Origin of the sequence: Embleya australiensis (genome assembly GCF_051903075.1) — a bacterium.
Classification (GTDB): Bacteria; Actinomycetota; Actinomycetes; order Streptomycetales; family Streptomycetaceae; genus Embleya.
Genome location: NZ_CP182423.1, coordinates 3,875,931 through 3,892,083, shown reverse-complemented (window position 1 = coordinate 3,892,083; position 16,153 = coordinate 3,875,931). Strand labels below are relative to the sequence as shown.

The 16,153-nt window shown below is 70.0% G+C and carries 18 protein-coding genes and 1 pseudogene; 13 read left to right on the top strand and 6 right to left on the bottom strand.

Annotation, left to right across the window (positions count from 1 at the left end; all coding sequences use genetic code 11):
* The first annotated feature begins 617 nt into the window (after positions 1-617).
* Positions 618-1,094 carry a DUF5959 family protein gene (locus ACMXN5_RS47240; RefSeq protein WP_439681060.1) on the top strand — a complete coding sequence of 159 codons (477 nt, stop codon included), beginning with the start codon at positions 618-620 and terminating at the stop codon, positions 1,092-1,094.
* A gap of 89 nt (positions 1,095-1,183) precedes the next feature.
* Positions 1,184-1,438, top strand: coding sequence for a hypothetical protein (locus ACMXN5_RS47235; RefSeq protein WP_439681059.1), 255 nt, complete (start codon positions 1,184-1,186; stop codon positions 1,436-1,438).
* A gap of 187 nt (positions 1,439-1,625) precedes the next feature.
* Here the strand turns inward: ACMXN5_RS47235 and ACMXN5_RS47230 are convergent, their stop codons facing one another.
* Positions 1,626-2,060 carry a hypothetical protein gene (locus ACMXN5_RS47230; protein ID WP_439681058.1) on the bottom strand — a complete coding sequence of 145 codons (435 nt, stop codon included), beginning with the start codon at positions 2,058-2,060 and terminating at the stop codon, positions 1,626-1,628.
* Between the two features lie 238 nt (positions 2,061-2,298).
* Between ACMXN5_RS47230 and ACMXN5_RS47225 the strand changes: the two genes are divergently transcribed.
* Both ACMXN5_RS47225 and ACMXN5_RS47220 read left to right on the top strand, forming a co-directional pair.
* Entirely contained in the window at positions 2,299-3,465 is a 1,167-nt protein-coding gene (locus tag ACMXN5_RS47225) for a permease-like cell division protein FtsX (RefSeq protein ID WP_439681057.1), read from the top strand.
* An 18-nt stretch (positions 3,466-3,483) separates the two neighbouring features.
* A pseudogene (locus ACMXN5_RS47220) lies at positions 3,484-3,702 on the top strand (DUF4383 domain-containing protein); the annotation flags it as partial.
* A 4-nt stretch (positions 3,703-3,706) separates the two neighbouring features.
* On the opposite strand, the gene ACMXN5_RS47215 reads toward ACMXN5_RS47220, so the two are convergent.
* Positions 3,707-4,648 carry a hypothetical protein gene (locus ACMXN5_RS47215; protein ID WP_439681056.1) on the bottom strand — a complete coding sequence of 314 codons (942 nt, stop codon included), beginning with the start codon at positions 4,646-4,648 and terminating at the stop codon, positions 3,707-3,709.
* 85 nt (positions 4,649-4,733) lie between these two features.
* Positions 4,734-5,072, bottom strand: coding sequence for a hypothetical protein (locus ACMXN5_RS47210; RefSeq protein ID WP_439681055.1), 339 nt, complete (start codon positions 5,070-5,072; stop codon positions 4,734-4,736).
* 344 nt (positions 5,073-5,416) lie between these two features.
* On the opposite strand from ACMXN5_RS47210, the gene ACMXN5_RS47205 reads away from it, so the two are divergent.
* Positions 5,417-5,707: a hypothetical protein gene (locus tag ACMXN5_RS47205; RefSeq protein ID WP_439681054.1), complete on the top strand. Its 291-nt coding sequence runs from the start codon at positions 5,417-5,419 to the stop codon at positions 5,705-5,707.
* 203 nt (positions 5,708-5,910) lie between these two features.
* On the opposite strand, the gene ACMXN5_RS47200 is transcribed toward ACMXN5_RS47205, so the two are convergent.
* Positions 5,911-6,312: a hypothetical protein gene (locus ACMXN5_RS47200; protein WP_439681053.1), complete on the bottom strand. Its 402-nt coding sequence runs from the start codon at positions 6,310-6,312 to the stop codon at positions 5,911-5,913.
* A gap of 182 nt (positions 6,313-6,494) precedes the next feature.
* Positions 6,495-6,878 carry a hypothetical protein gene (locus ACMXN5_RS47195; protein WP_439681052.1) on the bottom strand — a complete coding sequence of 128 codons (384 nt, stop codon included), beginning with the start codon at positions 6,876-6,878 and terminating at the stop codon, positions 6,495-6,497.
* An 84-nt stretch (positions 6,879-6,962) separates the two neighbouring features.
* Between ACMXN5_RS47195 and ACMXN5_RS47190 the strand changes: the two genes are divergently transcribed.
* The 7 genes from ACMXN5_RS47190 to ACMXN5_RS47160 all read left to right on the top strand — a co-directional run bounded on the left by ACMXN5_RS47190 (position 6,963) and on the right by ACMXN5_RS47160 (position 13,956).
* Positions 6,963-8,504 (top strand): IS701 family transposase, encoded by a 1,542-nt coding sequence (locus ACMXN5_RS47190; RefSeq protein ID WP_439681432.1) that lies wholly within the window; start codon positions 6,963-6,965, stop codon positions 8,502-8,504.
* A complete protein-coding gene (locus ACMXN5_RS47185; protein WP_439681051.1) occupies positions 8,450-8,677 on the top strand; it encodes a transposase in 228 nt (75 codons plus the stop codon). The genes ACMXN5_RS47190 and ACMXN5_RS47185 overlap by 55 nt, the downstream gene beginning before the upstream one ends.
* Before the next feature lie 127 nt (positions 8,678-8,804).
* Positions 8,805-9,413, top strand: coding sequence for a helix-turn-helix domain-containing protein (locus ACMXN5_RS47180; RefSeq protein ID WP_439681050.1), 609 nt, complete (start codon positions 8,805-8,807; stop codon positions 9,411-9,413).
* Positions 9,386-9,937, top strand: coding sequence for a transposase (locus tag ACMXN5_RS47175; RefSeq protein ID WP_439681049.1), 552 nt, complete (start codon positions 9,386-9,388; stop codon positions 9,935-9,937). The genes ACMXN5_RS47180 and ACMXN5_RS47175 overlap by 28 nt, the downstream gene beginning before the upstream one ends.
* 135 nt (positions 9,938-10,072) lie before the next feature.
* Positions 10,073-10,333, top strand: coding sequence for a hypothetical protein (locus ACMXN5_RS47170; RefSeq protein ID WP_439681048.1), 261 nt, complete (start codon positions 10,073-10,075; stop codon positions 10,331-10,333).
* Positions 10,334-10,636: 303 nt separating this feature from the next.
* Entirely contained in the window at positions 10,637-12,697 is a 2,061-nt protein-coding gene (locus tag ACMXN5_RS47165) for an alpha-galactosidase (RefSeq protein ID WP_439681047.1), read from the top strand.
* Entirely contained in the window at positions 12,694-13,956 is a 1,263-nt protein-coding gene (locus tag ACMXN5_RS47160) for an MFS transporter (RefSeq protein WP_439681046.1), read from the top strand. Before ACMXN5_RS47165 ends, ACMXN5_RS47160 begins: the two co-directional genes overlap by 4 nt.
* A gap of 78 nt (positions 13,957-14,034) precedes the next feature.
* Here the strand turns inward: ACMXN5_RS47160 and ACMXN5_RS47155 are convergent, their stop codons facing one another.
* Positions 14,035-14,676, bottom strand: coding sequence for a TetR family transcriptional regulator (locus tag ACMXN5_RS47155; protein WP_439681045.1), 642 nt, complete (start codon positions 14,674-14,676; stop codon positions 14,035-14,037).
* 62 nt (positions 14,677-14,738) lie between these two features.
* Here ACMXN5_RS47155 and ACMXN5_RS47150 point away from each other — a divergent pair, with 62 nt between their 5' ends.
* The gene (locus ACMXN5_RS47150; protein ID WP_439681044.1) at positions 14,739-16,073 is read left to right on the top strand and encodes a GH1 family beta-glucosidase; all 1,335 of its coding nucleotides are present in this window, start codon (positions 14,739-14,741) and stop codon (positions 16,071-16,073) included.
* Positions 16,074-16,153: the final 80 nt, after the last annotated feature.

The following is a 16,153-nucleotide window of genomic DNA, read 5'->3' as shown; positions in this document are numbered from 1 at the left end:
ACCGTACGACCCCGACACACCGCCGCCCTGCTCGAGGCGCACCTGGACACCGTCACGACGTTGATCACCGGCACCCACCGCACCCTGCGGGTCGGCCGGCGTCTGCACCTTTCGGCCGCGAGCCTGTCCCAGACCATCGCGTGGGTCCGGTTCGACCAGGGCGAACACGCGGTGGCCGGCAGGTTCTGGCACGCCGGGCTCCACAGCGCCCACGCCGGCGCCGACCACGACCTCGGCGCCGGGATCCTGTCCGACCTCGCTTACCACCCTCACCCTCGCCCGCCGCATCGGCGCGCCCCGATGCGTGGCCCTCGTCCGCGAACTCGCCCCCGCCTTCGCCCTTCACCACACCGTCGAAGGCGTTCCCGAACTCCTCGACCTCGTCCGCGCCGCCTGAACCGACGGGACGTCGGCTCCCGCGTCGGCGGGATACCGCGCCGGCGGCACCTGCTCGCGTGCACCGGTGTACAGCGCCCCGGTGCCGGACCGTCGCGCACGGCTCGGGTGAGAACCAGCGCTGAACTCACGGGGCGAGCAGAAACTTCGACCTCGACGTCGGGAACCGGGAAGAGCACCCATCGCATCGGTTCTCGCGCGCGTGCCGTAGGTTCCCGAGCATGGACGCGAACACAGGGCAGGATGCGATCGTCGTGATCCGGTTGGCCGACCTCGGCCAGAGCGTCGCGGTTCGACTGCGCCCGAGCGAACACACCCCGTCGGGCCCCGGTGTGCGGTTCCTTGAGGCGGACGTCGTCGTCACCAGCGACTTCATGGGCGGCGCGGTCCACTTGGGGTTCGACACCGCGGATCTGGCAGACCGGGAGGTGATCCTGGATACCCTGAAGGAAGCCGAGCACGCGGACTCCTACGAGCCGTTCGCCGCCGACTGGCCCCGGTCGGGCCGCACCGCGTACCTGCGCTTGATCGCCGACGACCCCTACGTGGTCGAGATCCACGACGGCCCCGACACCGGGATCGTCGTGTCCGTACCGCTCGACATGGGCCCGGGATGGATCACCGAGTCCCGGCGACGGCTGACCGCCACCCGAGCCGCCCTCGGCATCGGCATCGGCATCGACACGGCCCGCACGTGAGGCGCCGGGACCTCGCCGGGATGCTCGCCGGGCAAACACCTGCTTGCAGCCCCGCACGCCAAGCCCTTTTGTCCGGGGGCACGTTCGAGGTGTGGGCTGGCACAATCCCAGCCCATCGACTCCTGCGCACCTACCGCCTCCGGCTCCGACACACCCGCGGGCGCCACCTCGCGACACGCGGCCTCGCCGAAACGGTCACCATCCTCGAACACGAGGGACGTCGGGCGCTGCGCCTGGGCACGATCGTGACCGCGGATCGGGCCTGGGCGTTCACACTCTTCCTCGACGCCGAGGCCACGACCGTGAAGGCCTGCGCACGCGGGGTCCGGCGCACCGAGCCCTGACGCCCGGCTGTCGTGAGCCCCTCCGGCTGGTCCGGGCGGGGTCCCCATCGCCCACGTCGCAGCGCTCGACTCCGCCGCCGGGGTCCGGGGTCGTCGCCCCGGCCGAGGCACGTCGGTTCGCGAGTCGTCGCCGACCGGGCCCGGGTTCGTGTCCGCACAAGGTGTGCCCGCCTCGCAAGTGGGGGCGTCAGGACCATTCCAGCGCCGCGACCGCCGGCATCCCGTGCGACGCGAGCCAGCGCGCCACCCGTATCTCCCGGACGGCCGAGGCCTGTTGACCGGCACGCGCGATACGCACGACCACACCACCGGGACATCGATACAGGGCGTTCTCCCCCATGCGGATCACCTCCGCCGCGTCCGAATCGAAGCCGTACCGCCGACAGGCCACCGCGAGAATCGACGCAACACTGATGCCTGGAGCGTCGCACACCCCACTGCGCGCACCCGCAGACCACCAGCAACAATCGCCCCCGGCGAATACGCTGACGAGTTCCCAACCGAGCCTCGCGCCTGGCGACTTCGAGTACCGTGCCGTCCGTCGCAGGGTCGAAAGGGTCGTTCCGAGAAACGCGGCGAAGACCCGGACGGGCGGCACGGCGTGATCCAAGGCGGGGGTCATCCAGGCGGTGAGGTTGCCACCGCAGCGTTCGCGGGTGATGGCACCCGACTCGTGCGCGAGGGCGGAGGACGTGGCCAGGCCGGGGGCATGCCTCCCGGGGGGATCGTCTTCACCCCCGCGAACACCTGGCGCCTGCCACCCCGCGTCGACGGCGCCGGCTTCGGCGAATCGGTCGTATCCGATGAGAGAGACGCCAACTACGCTCGGTACCAGGCACGTTCACGACCGGGGGATGAACATGACGAAACTTCGCGCATCACACGCGGGCAGGATCAGCATCGGGTGCGCGGCCACGCTCATGGCGATCACGGCGGTCGCGGGGTGTTCCGGCGGGGACGACAAACCGTCCCCGAAACGCGCCGCCGTCAAATCCTCCGCACCGGCCGGCTCCGCCGAACCGGACGACGACGACGCCACCGAGACCGGCGGGACCAAGTTGCCGCCGCCGGGCGTCGACTACTGGGCCGACAAAGCGGACCTGGCGGTGTTCCTGTGCCAGGCCGCAGTACCCAAGGGAGGCTGTTACGGCGGTCCGGTCACCAGCGCACAGCGCCAGGAGATCGTCGACGCGCTCAAGGCCATGCCGCAGGTCGAGCGCGTCTACTACGAGAGCCGGCAGCAGGCGTGGGAGCTGTTCCGCGCGCAGAACGCGAACAACCCCGCACTCGTCGCCGCCATGACCGCCGAGCAACTCCCCGAGTCCTTCCGCGTCAAACTCCGCAGCCCCGACGGTCGCTTCGCCGTCGTCGCCGCGATGGAGGGACGGCCCGGCGTCGACTCCACCATGGACCACAACCGCGCCGCTCCCCCATCCCCCGGCGCGGCGGGCCCGCTGACACAGGAGCGGGCGCGGCGTGCGGTGTTGACCGCGGACGACGTCGGACCCGGATGGAGCGTTGGCTCCCTCACCGACACCGGGTCCAAGCCCGCGTCCGAATCGTACTCGGGCGGCAGCGGCGACGCGGGATGCGACCGCGCCCTGGCGGGCGCACCGGCCGGTGCGATCACCGTCGCCCTGGGCGCGCGACGGGAATTCGAGAGCGTCAACGGGCTGCGGCTGGCCGCCTCCGTCCAGGTGTACGACGGCGACAGCGCCGCACTCCAGTTGGCCAAGTCCCGCGCCCTGCTCGCCGGTTGCACCGGGATCCCCCTGCCCTACGAGGGCACCACCGTCCGTTTCGCCACACTCCCCACACCCGCCCTCGGGGACGAAACGCTCGGCGTGCGCATGATCGTCGAACACGACGGACCCAAAACCGCGGACACGATCCTCGTCCGTGTCGGACCCAACCTCGCCGGCATCGTCGTCACACCCCTCGCCGACGACGCCACCCTGCCCCCCGCGACCCTGGACCGCCTCGCCCGCCACGCCGCCGACCTCCTGCGCGCCGCCACCCGCAACTGATCGGTACCCCCGGACATCAACTACCTGTCCTTCAAGATGCCGAACATCATCTTCAGCTTCGTGGTCGGCCTGCTGGTGATGACGTTCGGCCTGTACGGACGGGTCAGCGGCCATCTGCCGCACGACAACCCGTACTGGCGCTCCCGCCACCCGGAACAGGCGGCCCGCGAGGACGCCTTCCGTCGCCGCGCCTCGGCCCTCACCCGCGACGGCGTCTCCGCCCTGGGCAGTCGCTGAGCCGTCAGGCGCCTGCCGCCTCGGCGATGATGCGGCGGGCGTCGGCGAGCCGGGCCGTGAGCCGATCGTGGTAGTCCCGCAGCGCGTCGCGGTGGCCCTCGATGTAGAGGTCGTCGTAGGCGGACTGCACGGCGACGGCGATCCCGACCAGGTTGGTCGACGTCTTGCACCGGACATCGGCCGTCGCGTGCGCCACCTCGACCGCCGAGTGCCGCCCGGCGTCCGGCCCGCCCGTCGGGGGGACCAGGTTCGGATCGGTGAGCGCGTCGTCCGGCGTGGCGTAGTGGTAGCCCGCGGCCTTCATGCACGAACTCCACGCCCGGTACGCCGCCACCACCCTCGGATCGTCCACGGCCGAGTGCGGCCCGCGATCCGGCAACGTCGGCGGATCGGGCATCGGCAGCGTGCCACCCGTCCGACGCACACTCTCCCCCTTGCACCCGCCGGGGGGCACGGTCCGGCCGGCGTAGCTCGTCACCGGCGCCCCGGCGGCATCCGTCCCATGCTCCACCGCCAGCACCTCCGCCGCCGGCGCGGCCCGGCGCGGGCCCGGGTCGGCCTCGCCGAGTACCCGGTCGTATCCGTTCACCGCCGCGCCGGCCGGATCGAAGAACCCGTACAGCGGACTGTGCGTCTTCTCGAACCGCATGGCCTTCGCGTCGAATCCGGACAGCCCGGTGGGTATGCCTGGCAATCCGAATTCCTTCATGCATTTCTCGTTGACGATATTCGCCGCGTTCTGTATCGACCCGACCTCCTCCGGCGTGACCAGATATCGATCGATCGGCCGGGTGATCTCGTCCACCGAGGTGATGGTCGGTACCGCCCCGACGGGCGGCAATGCCCGCCGAGCCGGGTCCGACCCGGCGTCGGACCCACCCGATCCGCATCCCGCCAGCGCCGCCGACAACACCAGGGCCGGTATTCCGACCACCATTCGTCTCATGTCAGAACCATCTCGAGAGTGCCGGTACGGACAGCCGCGGGCGCCGAGCGGCGAGGCCGCCTCGGCGCCCGCGACGACTGACGGATCAGCTCCAGATGACGACGCCGTAGGTGGTCGAGTCGCGATCGATGTAGGGCGCGATCGCGTGCGGAATCATCCGAACCTGCCGGTCCTCGTAGTTGCTCGTCCAGTAGTTGACGTAGCCGGTGTTCCCACCCGATCCCACCGCCGAGGTGTGGGCGAGCCGGACGGAGAGCGCGTTGGGCGCGCTCCCCGTGTAGCCGTAGCACGCCACCGCTCGGTAACTGTTCGGGTTCCCGCTGTAGATGGTCACGCCCCTGCCGTCGGCTATCACACAGTCGATGGGCTTGACCTGAGCACTGGCCGGCCCCGCCGCGACGATGCCGCCGCCGACGAGAACCACGCCACCGACCACAAGGGCGGCAGCGCGACGAGTGCGATTTCGCGCCATAATGTGCTGCTCCTTCGTGAATGCCACGGAATCAACAGTGAATACGGGCGGAAGCTCCCTGTTCGCCGCACCAAGCACCGACGCTTTCCGGCCACCCGGCGAGTGCTTCCGACCCGTTCCAGAAAACCGCCGCGACCGGTCCGCTGTCGAACGATTCGACGACGTTCGAATCTGAGCCGTTCCGGAGCCGATTGGGAGCCGGCGGCGAACGGGCGCACCCCTCGGGGACACACGGAAGTCCCGACCCGCGATGATCCGCAGGCCGAGGTTTCGCCGACGGTGAGGTGAAGCTGTGTATGTGCGCGGAGTTCGGCCTCGGCGGCGACTGGACCAACCTGTGCCGGCTCCCGGACGGCGTCGTCGACACCTGCCTCGACCACTTCCCGCCGACCCCGGCCGCGACCTGCACCCTCCTCCGCCTGGATCGTCGAGGCCCCGGTCCGGCCCTGGACGCCGGTTTCGCCGCGATCGCCGCCGTCCTCGACCGACGGCCCGACGGGGCGATCGAGGATCTCGACTCTCCCGCCGACCGGTCCGAACGCTGCCCGCCCCGGGACTTCGTCGTCACCGGCGGCGAACGCAGCTGACGCGGCGCGGCGAGTTCTCGATGTCGGGTGGGCCGGACGGGCTGAATTCGAATGCTTCGTCGAGCGGTATACCGGGTGATCGGATGTGTCCGGGCTGTGTAAGTGTTCTGGCTGCAGCCCGGCGGCGCCCGCGCGTGGGTTCATTTCGTTCGCGCGGGGCCGCCCAGCGCAGCAACCGGACGGCGCGCCGGGCCGAGTCGTGGTCAGAGGTACATGCCCGTGAAGGTCCGTCGAAGCCGAGGGAGACGACGGCCTCCTCGTACGTTCCCCAGAAGCGTCCGGGGGCCTGCTGCGAAGTTGTCGAAGTCGTCGGGGACGAGGTCGGGTTCGAGCCATTGGTGCGCGCAGCGGCAGCGGACCCAGCCGGTGGTGCCCTGGCGCACGACGAGCCAGTCGCGGCGGGCGCCACAGGAGAGGCAGCGCACCGGTATGCCGGTGACACGCAGCTCGTCGGGGTGTTCGGTGCAGTGGACCACGTCTGCGGCGTCGTAGTCGCCGGCATGCGGCAGGGGGTGCAGGTTGGGGATCTGGTCGCCGAAGGCGAAGTCTGGTGCGGCGTCCGCGCTCCACCGGTCGGGGTCGGGCTCGGGCTCGGGTCGTTGCAAGGTGCTCCTCGTGTCGGGGACTTCACCATGGACCACCCCGTGGAGGAAGTCCGGAGTGTCGAGGAGCACGCGGCAATGGACGTTTATGCAGATCAGCGGTGTTTTGAGGTTCGGCTCAAGCAGTCGCCGTCGTCGTCGCGGGCTTTCGGCGCCGGAGGCCCTGCCCGCGGATCTCCCGTACTTCAGCGCCGGGTGGGGTGCCGCCTCATCTCGAGTCTTTCGTTCTCGGTCGCGGGGGTCTGCGCCGTGTTGGCGGTGGTGGTGCGACTTGGTGTCGGGCAGCGTCGGTGCGGAATTGTGGTGGGCAGGTTTCCCACACGTCGTAGGCGCCAGATCAGGACGCCGGCGACGTCGTCGACGGTCGAGAGTTCGCGTTCGTCGACGGCTTTCCGTAGGAGAGCGTGCGGATCGTGGCCGGCGTGCAGCGCCTGGTCGAGGGTTACGGATAGGCCGGCGCGTGCCGCGTCGTCCAGGAGACGCGCGACCGCTTCCGGGAGGACTGCCTCCAGGGCGACGGTGTGGTGTTGACGTGCCCGTGCGGGCAGGGCGGGGCCTGCGGTGCGCATGGCGCGCATGGGACGGGCCGCTGCGGCAACGTATGCGGCTCGTAGGTGTTCGGCGCTGACGCGGGCTGCTGCGGCTTGTTGGGCATGCCCGCGGGTAGAGTGCCAGCGTGCGGCGGCCATGGCGACGGCGACCAGGGTGCACAGCACCATCGCGGTTGCCCCACCCTCCTCGCCGCGTCCGGTGGTCGTGCCGGCGTGGATCACATCGTGAGCGATACGCCGCAGGGCCTGGTGGTCGGCCCGGGCGGCACGGATGTGGCTGCGACTCACGCGTTCGAAGTGGGCTTCCGGCGAACGCAGTTGGGCGTACGTGTCCGCCACGGACGTTGTGGACAGGGCGTCGAGGAGGGCACCGACGTCTTCCAGGTGGGCGGCGGCGACGTTGTCGTCGCCCTCGGTCAGGACGAGGAGGGTGTCCTCCACGACGAGCGTCGCCTCACGACGTATTCGGGCCGGGCGGGGGCGTGCGGGCAGTGGTCCGGCGGGCGGGTCGTCGGTTCCGCCGTTGGCGAGGCGCGCCCGGATGCGGGGCAGCGAGAGGTCGGGGGCGAGCCTTCCGCCGCCGAACCGGATGGCCTTGCCTGCCGCGTTGCGATCGCCGGGCAGGGAGACGGTGTAGCCGGTGACGTCTCCGGAGGGAGCGGTCCGTTCGACGCGATGGCGTCGCGGTTGCCGGACGGGAACACGCAGAATCTGCAGCAGTTCGTGAGCGCGTCGACGTGGGATCCGGTGCCGGTGCGGCGGCGGATCGCCGAGCGGTTGCTCCCGTTGGTGCGTGCGGACGCGTGGGCGGTCGACGACGTGTCCTTTCCCAAGGACGGGCGCATGTCCGTGGGGGTCGCGCCGCAGTATTGCGGCGCGTTGGGCAAGCAGGCGAACTGCCGGGTCGCGGTGAGTGTGCACGCGGTCTCCGACAGCGCGTCGTGTCCGATCCAGTGGCGGCTGTTCCTGCCCCCGGAGTGGGATGCGGACGCGGACCGGCGTCGGCGGACGGGGGTTCCGGACGTGGTGCGACACCGGGAGAAGTGGCAGCTCGCCCTGGACGCCCTGGACGAGGCCGCGGCGTGGGGGATGCGTCCGCCGGTGGTGGTGGCGGACGCCGCCTACGGGCAGAACGCGCTGTTCCGGGCCGGACTGACGGAACGCGGGCTCGACCACGTGGTCGCGATCCGCGCCGACGCCGTCGTCCATCCCGTCTGCGCGGTCCCCACGACGCTCGCGGGGGCGGGGGCGGGGCGTGGTCGGGGACGGTCCGCCCGTCGGCGGCGCGGTATCGCGAGGCGGCCGTGGGCGTGGCCGCGCTCGCGGCGGCGCACGGCCGTGACGCCTTCGCCGACGTCACCTGGCGGCACGGCTCGCGCGGCCCGATGCGCTCGCGGTTCCTGCGGCTGCGGGTGCGACCGGCCGGCAGGACGGTGGGCCGCCTGGCCCGCGAGGCGGCCGGGGCCGACGGCCGGGCGTGGGACGGTGTCCTGCCCGAGGCGGGCCTGTTGGTCCAATGGCCCGACGGGGCCGAACACCCCACCGATTACTGGTTGTTCGACCTGCCGGAGGAGACGTCGACGGCGGAGGTGGTGCGGTTGGCGAAGATCCGGTGGCGGATCGAGCACGACTACCGCGAGATGAAACACGGCCTGGGACTGGACCACTTCGAGGGCCGATCCTGGACCGGATGGCACCACCACGTCACCCTGGTCACCGCCGCCCACGCCTTCCTGACGGAACAACGACTCTCCCCAAAAGCACCCACGAGGGCCTCACCCTCTACCAGGTCGTCGACGCGATCCAATCCCTCCTGAACTGCTGGACCGGAACCTGCACCACCTGCCACCGACCACTTCCAACCAACACCCGAAGACACCAAAAACCCATCCAGACCTAACGAAGTCCTAATAGTGGTGTTTCGGCTGCTCGGGGGCGAGTGTGATGCCGAAGTTTCTGATGGCCCGTCAACCCGTGGACGAGGACGAGAAGAAGAGGATCCTGAGGCTGGCCGGGGCTCGTCACGCGCCTGCCGACTGGATTCTCCGCGCCCGGATCGTCGCGCTGAGCTGGGAAGGTCGGCGTGTGCCGCGGGCGGCCGCTCGGGCGGGGTGCGACGCGAAGACGGTGCGGCGGTGGCTGCACCGGTTCAACGAACACGGCCTGGAAGGTCTCGGCGACCGGCCCGGGTGCGGTCGCAAACGGCGGATCACCGAGGCGGAGCGCTCCCGGGTCGTGGCCATGGTGAAGGCGGCCCCGCCCGGCCGCTTGGAAACCCGGCCGGGCGGTGACCTGTGGGCGGCGGACGAGTCCGGGCCGCCCGAGTGGACGTTGGACGCCCTGGCCGCCGAGGCCGAGCGGCTGGGCATCCGTGTGAGCCGTTCGCAGGTCCGCAGGATCCTGCTCGCCGAGGGGGTCCGGTGGCGCCGCACCCGTTCGTGGGTCCGGTTGCGGGACCCGGACTTCGCGGGCAAAGGACGAGGATCGTCGAGCTCTACACCAGCCCACCCGAAGGCGTCACGGTCGTGTGCGCCGACGAACTCGGCCCGGTGATCCCACGCGCGTTCCCGCCGGCGCCGGGTTGGTCGCCGGACGGACACCGCATCAAGAACGACCTCGACTACGGCCGCGGACCGGAGAAGACCTGGATCTACGGAGGCCTGCGGGTCCGCGACGGAGTCGAGGTCACGATGACCGCGTCGTCGCGCAACAGCGACTTCTACCAGCGGTTCCTCCAACTCGTCGAGAACGCCAACCCCACCGGCGACATCGTGGTCGTCACCGACAACCTCTCTACCCACAACAGCCTTTCCACCCGGGAATGGCTCGTCGACCACCCCAGGATCCAACATGTCTTCATCCCGGTCGGAGCCTGCTGGTTGAACCTCCAGGAAGGTTGGTGGCGCATCTTCCGCAAGGCGGCACCGGCAGGCCACTCGTTTTCCAACCCCGACGAGATTGCCCAGGCCACGACCCTCGCGACCAACCAACTCAACACACGCGCCAAACCCTGGAAATGGGGAAGACCCGCCCCACCGACCCGCACATTACGGCGACGGTTCTTGTACACCCTTTGAGGAACGCACCTCCGCGTGGGGGCCACTGTTCGGTTCGTAGGGCTGGGCGATCTGAAGAATGACGAGTGGGCGCGACTTTCGCCCCATCTGCCGAAGTCCGGAGGCCGGGGCGGGCGTTGGAACGACCGCCGAACAGTGATCAATGGGACCCTGGCCACGGTCTGGGGCGTCCTCGACTGGGCCGAACTCGCCGACCGCGCCGACCGCGCCGCCGCACAGATCGGCACCCGCATCGGCCCCGGCGACGTCGAGGCGGTGCGCCGCAGGACCGAACTCCTGCGCGAGGTCGGCGGCCGCAGTGGCTCCGGCCAGGTGCAGAACACCGCCCGCGCTCGTCTCACCCGCGAGGTCGCCGCCTACCTCGACGCCGAAGGGCCCGAACCGTGCTCGTGGTGACCGAGTGGACAGGCTCCCGTTATGGATGCGCGAACTCACCAACGTCAATGCCCCTGAGTGTCGATCAAGCAGGAATCGCCCCGCATAGTTGTGTATTCGCTCGTGAATCCGGCTCATTTCTGCTCTCAGGTGTTTCTGTGCCTCTTCCGACAGGAGTGGTCGCGGCGTACCGCCGACGGGGCTTTCGCTGCGGATACGAGTGAGCGCGCACTCCCCGACTCCCGGCAGTGGGTTGGCTTGGTGGGCACGCGTGCCTACCATGTGGAGCGAAACATGAGTGCCACTCATATTTAAGGGTTCCGTATGATCACTCACCACCCTGCGGCCCGCCTCTGGCTGCTGAGCACGCCCGGCACCTCCTACGCCTTCGTCCTGGACGCCGACGACGTCCCCCGGCACGTGTACTGGGGCCGGCCGCTGTCCCTGGAGCAGGCCGTCGTGATCGCGGCCGACCTGCCCACCGAGGACCCCGGCGGCGACGACCCCGGCGGCGAGGAGTACGCGGTCGAGGGTGGCCTGCGGTTCGGGGTGCCGTCGCTGACGGTCCGCTTCGACGACGGCGTCCGCGGCTTCCAGTGGCGCTTCGTCTCGCACACGGCCGAGGACGGCCTGCTCACGCTCTCCTTCACCGACCGCGTCCGTTCCCTCGGCCTCGATCTGCACTACCGGATCCGGGACGGCCATGACCAGATCGAACGCTGGGCCGTCCTCACCGCGCACGAGCCCGTTCACGTCCTGCGCTTCGACTCCGCCGCCTGGACGCTGCCCGCCCGCGACGACTATCGGGTCAGCCATGTGGTGGGAGAGTGGGGGCGGGAGTTCCAACTCCGGCGCGACCGGGTGCCGGTCGGCGAGATCGTGTTCACCAGCCGCCTCGGCATCACGGGACAGCACGCCGGCCCCTGGCTGATGCTCGACGCGCACGACGCGGCGGAGGAGCACGGCGAGGTCTGGAGCGCGGCGTTGGCCTGGAGCGGCAGCCGCCGGATCACCCTGCGCCGCAACCCCTACGGCCGCACCTCCTGGACCGGTGGTTTCGGCCACGAGGGTTTGCTCTGGAAACTGCTCCCCGGCGAGAGCCTGGAGACCCCCGTCTTCACCGGCCTCTACGCCCCTGACGGCTTCGGCGGCACCAGCCGCCGCTGGCACGCCTATACGGAAAGGCAGGTGCTGCCCGCCCGTCCGGCCGAACGCCCGCTGATCTACAACTCGTGGGAGGCCACCGAGTTCGACATCACCGAGAAGCAGCAGAGCGAACTGGCCGATCTCGCCGCCGGTATCGGCGTCGAGATTTTCGTGGTGGACGACGCCTGGTTCGGCGCCCGTACCAGCGACATGGCCGGGCTCGGCGACTGGTGGCCCAACCCGGACCGCTTCCCCGACGGTCTGGGTCCGCTCGCCGACCACGTCCGCGCGCTGGGCATGGGCTTCGGCCTGTGGGTCGAGCCCGAGGCGGTCAACCCCGACAGCGACCTGTTCCGTGCGCACCCCGACTGGATCCTGTGCCAGGACGGCCGACCCCGCACTCGGAGCCGTAACCAGCACGTGCTGAACTTCGCCCGCCATGACGTCCGTGAATGGGCGGTCGAATGGCTGGTGCGGACCGTCACCGAGTTGGACGTCGTCTTCCTCAAATGGGACATGAACCGGCCGTTCAGTGAGGCCGGGCAGCCCGGGGCCGCGGATCCCGACCGGGTCTGGGTCGAACACACGCGCGGCGTCTACGAGGTGATGGACCGGCTGCGCGCCGCCCGTCCCGGTCTGTACCTGGAGTCGTGCGCGGGCGGCGGCGGGCGGGCCGACCTGGGTGTGCTGGCCCGCGCCGACCAGGTCTGGACGTCCGACAACACCGACGCCGCCGACCGGATCGAGATCCAGCACGGACACTGTCAGATGCTGCCCGCCCGGACCATGGGCGCCTGGGTCACCGACAGCCCGAACAGCTTCACCGCCCGCTCGACCTCGATCCGGTACCGCTTCCACGTCTCGATGGCCGGGGCGATGGGCATCGGTGGCGACCTGCGGAAGTGGAGCGAGGAGGATCTGGCCTGGTCCCGAATGCTGGTCGAACAGTACAAGCGGATCCGTCCCGTCGTGCACGGCGGCGTCCAGTACCGCCTGGGGCGCCATGCCGTGCAGTTCCTCACCGAGGACGAGGTCGTCGTATTCCAATTCCAGCCGTCCGCGCTGAACCGCTCGGCCTCCCGTACCAGGCTCAAGGGCCTCGATCCGAACGCCCGCTACCGGGACGAGAGCACCGGCGCCGTGCACGAAGGCGCCGTTCTGCTCGGCCACGGCCTCCCGCCGCTGCTGTCCTTCGACTGTACGAGCGAACTCGTCCACCTGCGGAGAGTGTCCCGATGACCCTCGCCCCCGGGCGGCCCGAGGCCCTCGCCGAACCGACCCGCAAGGTCGGCCCCGGCTGGGTCGTCATGTTCGTCCTGGCCAACGTCGGGATGTACGTCCCGATGCTGGTGCCGACCACATTCCTGATGCCCGACCAGATCGCCCGGATCGACCCGGCCGGAAAGGTCGACAGCTACGCCTGGGTCAGCATGATGGGCGCGATCTCGGGCATCGCCGTCGCGCCGCTGGCCGGAGCCCTGTGCGACCGCACCACCGGCCGGTTCGGCCGCCGCCGACCGTGGATGGTCGCGGGCTCGCTGACCTGCATGGCGGCGCTGGTCTTCACCGGCCTGCAAACGACGGTCGCCGGGGTCGCGTTCGGCGCTTTCATGCTGTCCTTCGGCTTCATGATCATCGGCGCCGGGCTCGCCCCCGTGGTCCCCGACCGAGTCCCGGTCGCGCAACGCGGCGTGGTGCTGGGTTGGGCCACGGTCCCGCAGGCGGGCGGCATGATCGCGGGCGGGCTGATGCTCGGTCTCGTCGCCGGGTTTCCCGCGCAATACACGCTGATGGCCGCGTTCCCGCTGCTGATCATGCTGTTCGCGGTCGTCATGAGGGACCCACCGCTGCCCGGTGACCACCGCGAGCCCTTCTCGCTGCGCACCTTCCTGGACGGCTACCGGATCAGCCCGCGTGAGCATCCCGACTTCGTCTGGGCGATGGGCTCCCGGTTCATCATGGGCCTGGGCTACGGCCTGGGCACGCTCTACATGCCGTATTTCCTGGACGACGTCCTGCACTACGAGCGACTCTTCCCCGGCCGATCCACCGACGACGGCCTGCTCATCGTGATCGGCGTCAATTGCCTGGCCACGATTTCGACGGTCGTCGTCAGTGGCTGGCTTTCCGACAAGCTGGGCAAGCGCCGGATACTGGTCTTCCTCGGCGGCCTCACGATGGCCGTCGCCGCCGTCCCGCTCGCCCTGTCGCCCACCTGGGCCATGACGTTGGTCGCGGCCGTAATCCTGGGTCTGGGCTACGGCGTGTACCTGGCCGTCGACACCGCCCTGGTCACCGAAGTGCTCCCGGCCTCGGCGGATCGGGGCAAGGACATGGCCCTGGCCAACCTGATGACCTCCCTGCCGTACGTGCTGGTTCCCCCGATCGCTTCGGTCGTTCTCGGCCAACTGGGGGGCTATCGTTCGTTGTTCCTCTGTTCGGCGGCGATGTCCGCGCTGGGCGGGGCACTGGTCTGGAAGGTTCGAAGTGTCCGCTAGCCACACGCTGCGAAGGAAGGCCGGTTTCGTGCGGTCGAGGCAACCGCGTTCGTGTCCTGTGGCAGCGGAGCCCGTTGGTCACCCACCCGTTGTCAGCGACCGCATGTGGTCGTTCAGATAGCTGTCGAGGACTCGTTTGCACTCGGCGATCAGCCGGGGGTCGCCCTGCGGATCGGCGCGGAAGGCCAGTTTCAACACGCTGTCCGCACACTCCAGGGCCACTCGGACGACGATCTCCAGTTCGGTGTCGTCCCGGGCTCCGGTCAGGGCCGCGGTCAGTCCCCGCAGCCGCCCGGCGACCGCGGTGTTGTTGTCCAGGGCCGGATCGAGGGTGTGGTCCCGACCCTCCGCGCCGAAGTCGACCACGCCGAAACCGGTGATCGTCCGGCGCATGGTGACGAATTCGTCGACGGTCACCTCCACGATGCCCGAGACGTCTTCGGGCCTCTCGTGCTCCAGTCGAGCCGAGACCCGTTCGAGGAAGGTGTCCAGGTTGCGGGCGGCGAGCGCGCCGATCAACCCCTCCTTGTCGGAGAAGAACTGGTACAGGGTGCCGATGGGCACCTCGGCTCTGCGGGCCACCTCCTTGGTGGTCAGCGCGATGTAGCCGACCTCGTCCAGGAGTTCGGCGCAGGCGTCCAACAGCCGTTTGAATCGTTCGGCGCTGCGCCTTTGGACGGGGCGGCGGCGCATCGTGCCCGCGGTGCGATCTTGGTTCACGCTTCCATCATCCCACTGGCGAGGATTAACATGAGTACGACTCATGTTTTAGGAGGTCGGACATGGCACTGGACCATCTGCCCGCGGACTTCGTCTGGGGCGCCTCGACGGCGTCGTACCAGATCGAGGGTGCCACCAAGGAAGACGGCCGCGGTCCCTCGGTGTGGGACACCTTCACCGCCCGCCCCGGCACGATCCGCGATGGGCACACCGGTGACGTGGCCTGCGACCACTACCACCGGTACGAGGAGGACCTCGCGCTGATGGCCGAGGTGGGCCTCACCGGTTACCGCTTCTCGATCGCCTGGCCCCGGATCCAGCCGACCGGCAGGGGGGAAGTCAACCTCCGAGGCCTGGACTTCTACGACCGCTTGGTCGACGGCCTGCTCGCGCGCGGCGTGGAGCCCGTCCCGACCCTGTTCCACTGGGACCTCCCGCAGGCCCTGGAGGACGACGGCGGCTGGCTCAACCGCGACACCGCGCACCGCTTCGCCGAGTATTCCGCCACCGTGGCCGACAGGCTGGGCGACCGCGTGCGGAAGTGGATCACACTCAACGAGCCGTTCATCCACATGGTCTGGGGCTACGGCCTCGGCACCCACGCGCCGGGCCGTACCCTGTTTCTCGAGTGCCTGCCGGTCGCCCACCACCAGTTGCTCGGCCACGGTTTGGCGCTGAGGGAACTGCGCGCACGCGGCCTCCAGGTGATGATCGCCAACAACTGCACCCCGGTCTGGCCCGCCTCGGACGCCCCCGCCGATCGCGCCGCCGCCCAGGCGTACGACAACCTGCACAACCGCCTGTTCAACGACCCGATCCTCACCGGCGCCTACCCCGACCTGTCGGCCTACGGCGCCGACGCCACCCTCGGCGGCTCCGTCCGGGACGGTGATCTCGAACTCGTCTCGGCTCCTTTGGACGCGCTCGGCATCAACTACTACAACCCGACCCGGATCCAGGCTCCGACGTCCGAGGGTCTGCCGTTCGAAGAGGCCCCCATCGAGAGCTACCGCCGCACCGCCTTCGACTGGCCCGTGGTCCCCGACGGCCTGCGCGAACTGCTCGTCGGTCTCAAGGAGCGCTACCCCACGCTCCCGCCGGTCTACATCACCGAGAACGGCTGTTCGGTCGAGGACGTAGTCACCGCGGACGGCAGCGTGCCCGACCCAGACCGCATCGACTACCTGGACAGCCATCTCCGGGCAGTCGACGCCGCTGTGGCCCAAGGCGTGGACGTCCGCGGCTACTTCACCTGGACCCTGCTGGACAACTTCGAATGGGCCGAAGGTTTCCACCAGCGCTTCGGCCTCGTCCACGTCGACCACGACACCCAGGTCCGCACCCCGAAGGCGTCCTTCGCCTGGTATCGCGACCTCATCCGCGCCCATCGCGGCTGAGCCGCCTGCCTGGCTCACACGGACACCGTGCGAGTTCCGGCGGATGCCGGACGTCGGGACGCCCGCACGCGTGCGGGCGG

Bases quoted from the DNA above. Each gene is read 5' to 3' on its own strand.
- ACMXN5_RS47240 (WP_439681060.1), top strand. From the start codon at position 618: ATGGACGCGAACACAGGGCAGGATGCGATCGTCGTGATCCGGTTGGCC.
- ACMXN5_RS47230 (WP_439681058.1), bottom strand. From the start codon at position 2,060: ATGACCCCCGCCTTGGATCACGCCGTGCCGCCCGTCCGGGTCTTCGCC.
- ACMXN5_RS47225 (WP_439681057.1), top strand. From the start codon at position 2,299: ATGACGAAACTTCGCGCATCACACGCGGGCAGGATCAGCATCGGGTGC.
- ACMXN5_RS47215 (WP_439681056.1), bottom strand. From the start codon at position 4,648: ATGAGACGAATGGTGGTCGGAATACCGGCCCTGGTGTTGTCGGCGGCG.
- ACMXN5_RS47205 (WP_439681054.1), top strand. From the start codon at position 5,417: ATGTGCGCGGAGTTCGGCCTCGGCGGCGACTGGACCAACCTGTGCCGG.
- ACMXN5_RS47195 (WP_439681052.1), bottom strand. From the start codon at position 6,878: ATGCGCACCGCAGGCCCCGCCCTGCCCGCACGGGCACGTCAACACCAC.
- ACMXN5_RS47190 (WP_439681432.1), top strand. From the start codon at position 6,963: ATGCCCGCGGGTAGAGTGCCAGCGTGCGGCGGCCATGGCGACGGCGAC.
- ACMXN5_RS47180 (WP_439681050.1), top strand. From the start codon at position 8,805: ATGCCGAAGTTTCTGATGGCCCGTCAACCCGTGGACGAGGACGAGAAG.
- ACMXN5_RS47165 (WP_439681047.1), top strand. From the start codon at position 10,637: ATGATCACTCACCACCCTGCGGCCCGCCTCTGGCTGCTGAGCACGCCC.
- ACMXN5_RS47160 (WP_439681046.1), top strand. From the start codon at position 12,694: ATGACCCTCGCCCCCGGGCGGCCCGAGGCCCTCGCCGAACCGACCCGC.
- ACMXN5_RS47150 (WP_439681044.1), top strand. From the start codon at position 14,739: ATGGCACTGGACCATCTGCCCGCGGACTTCGTCTGGGGCGCCTCGACG.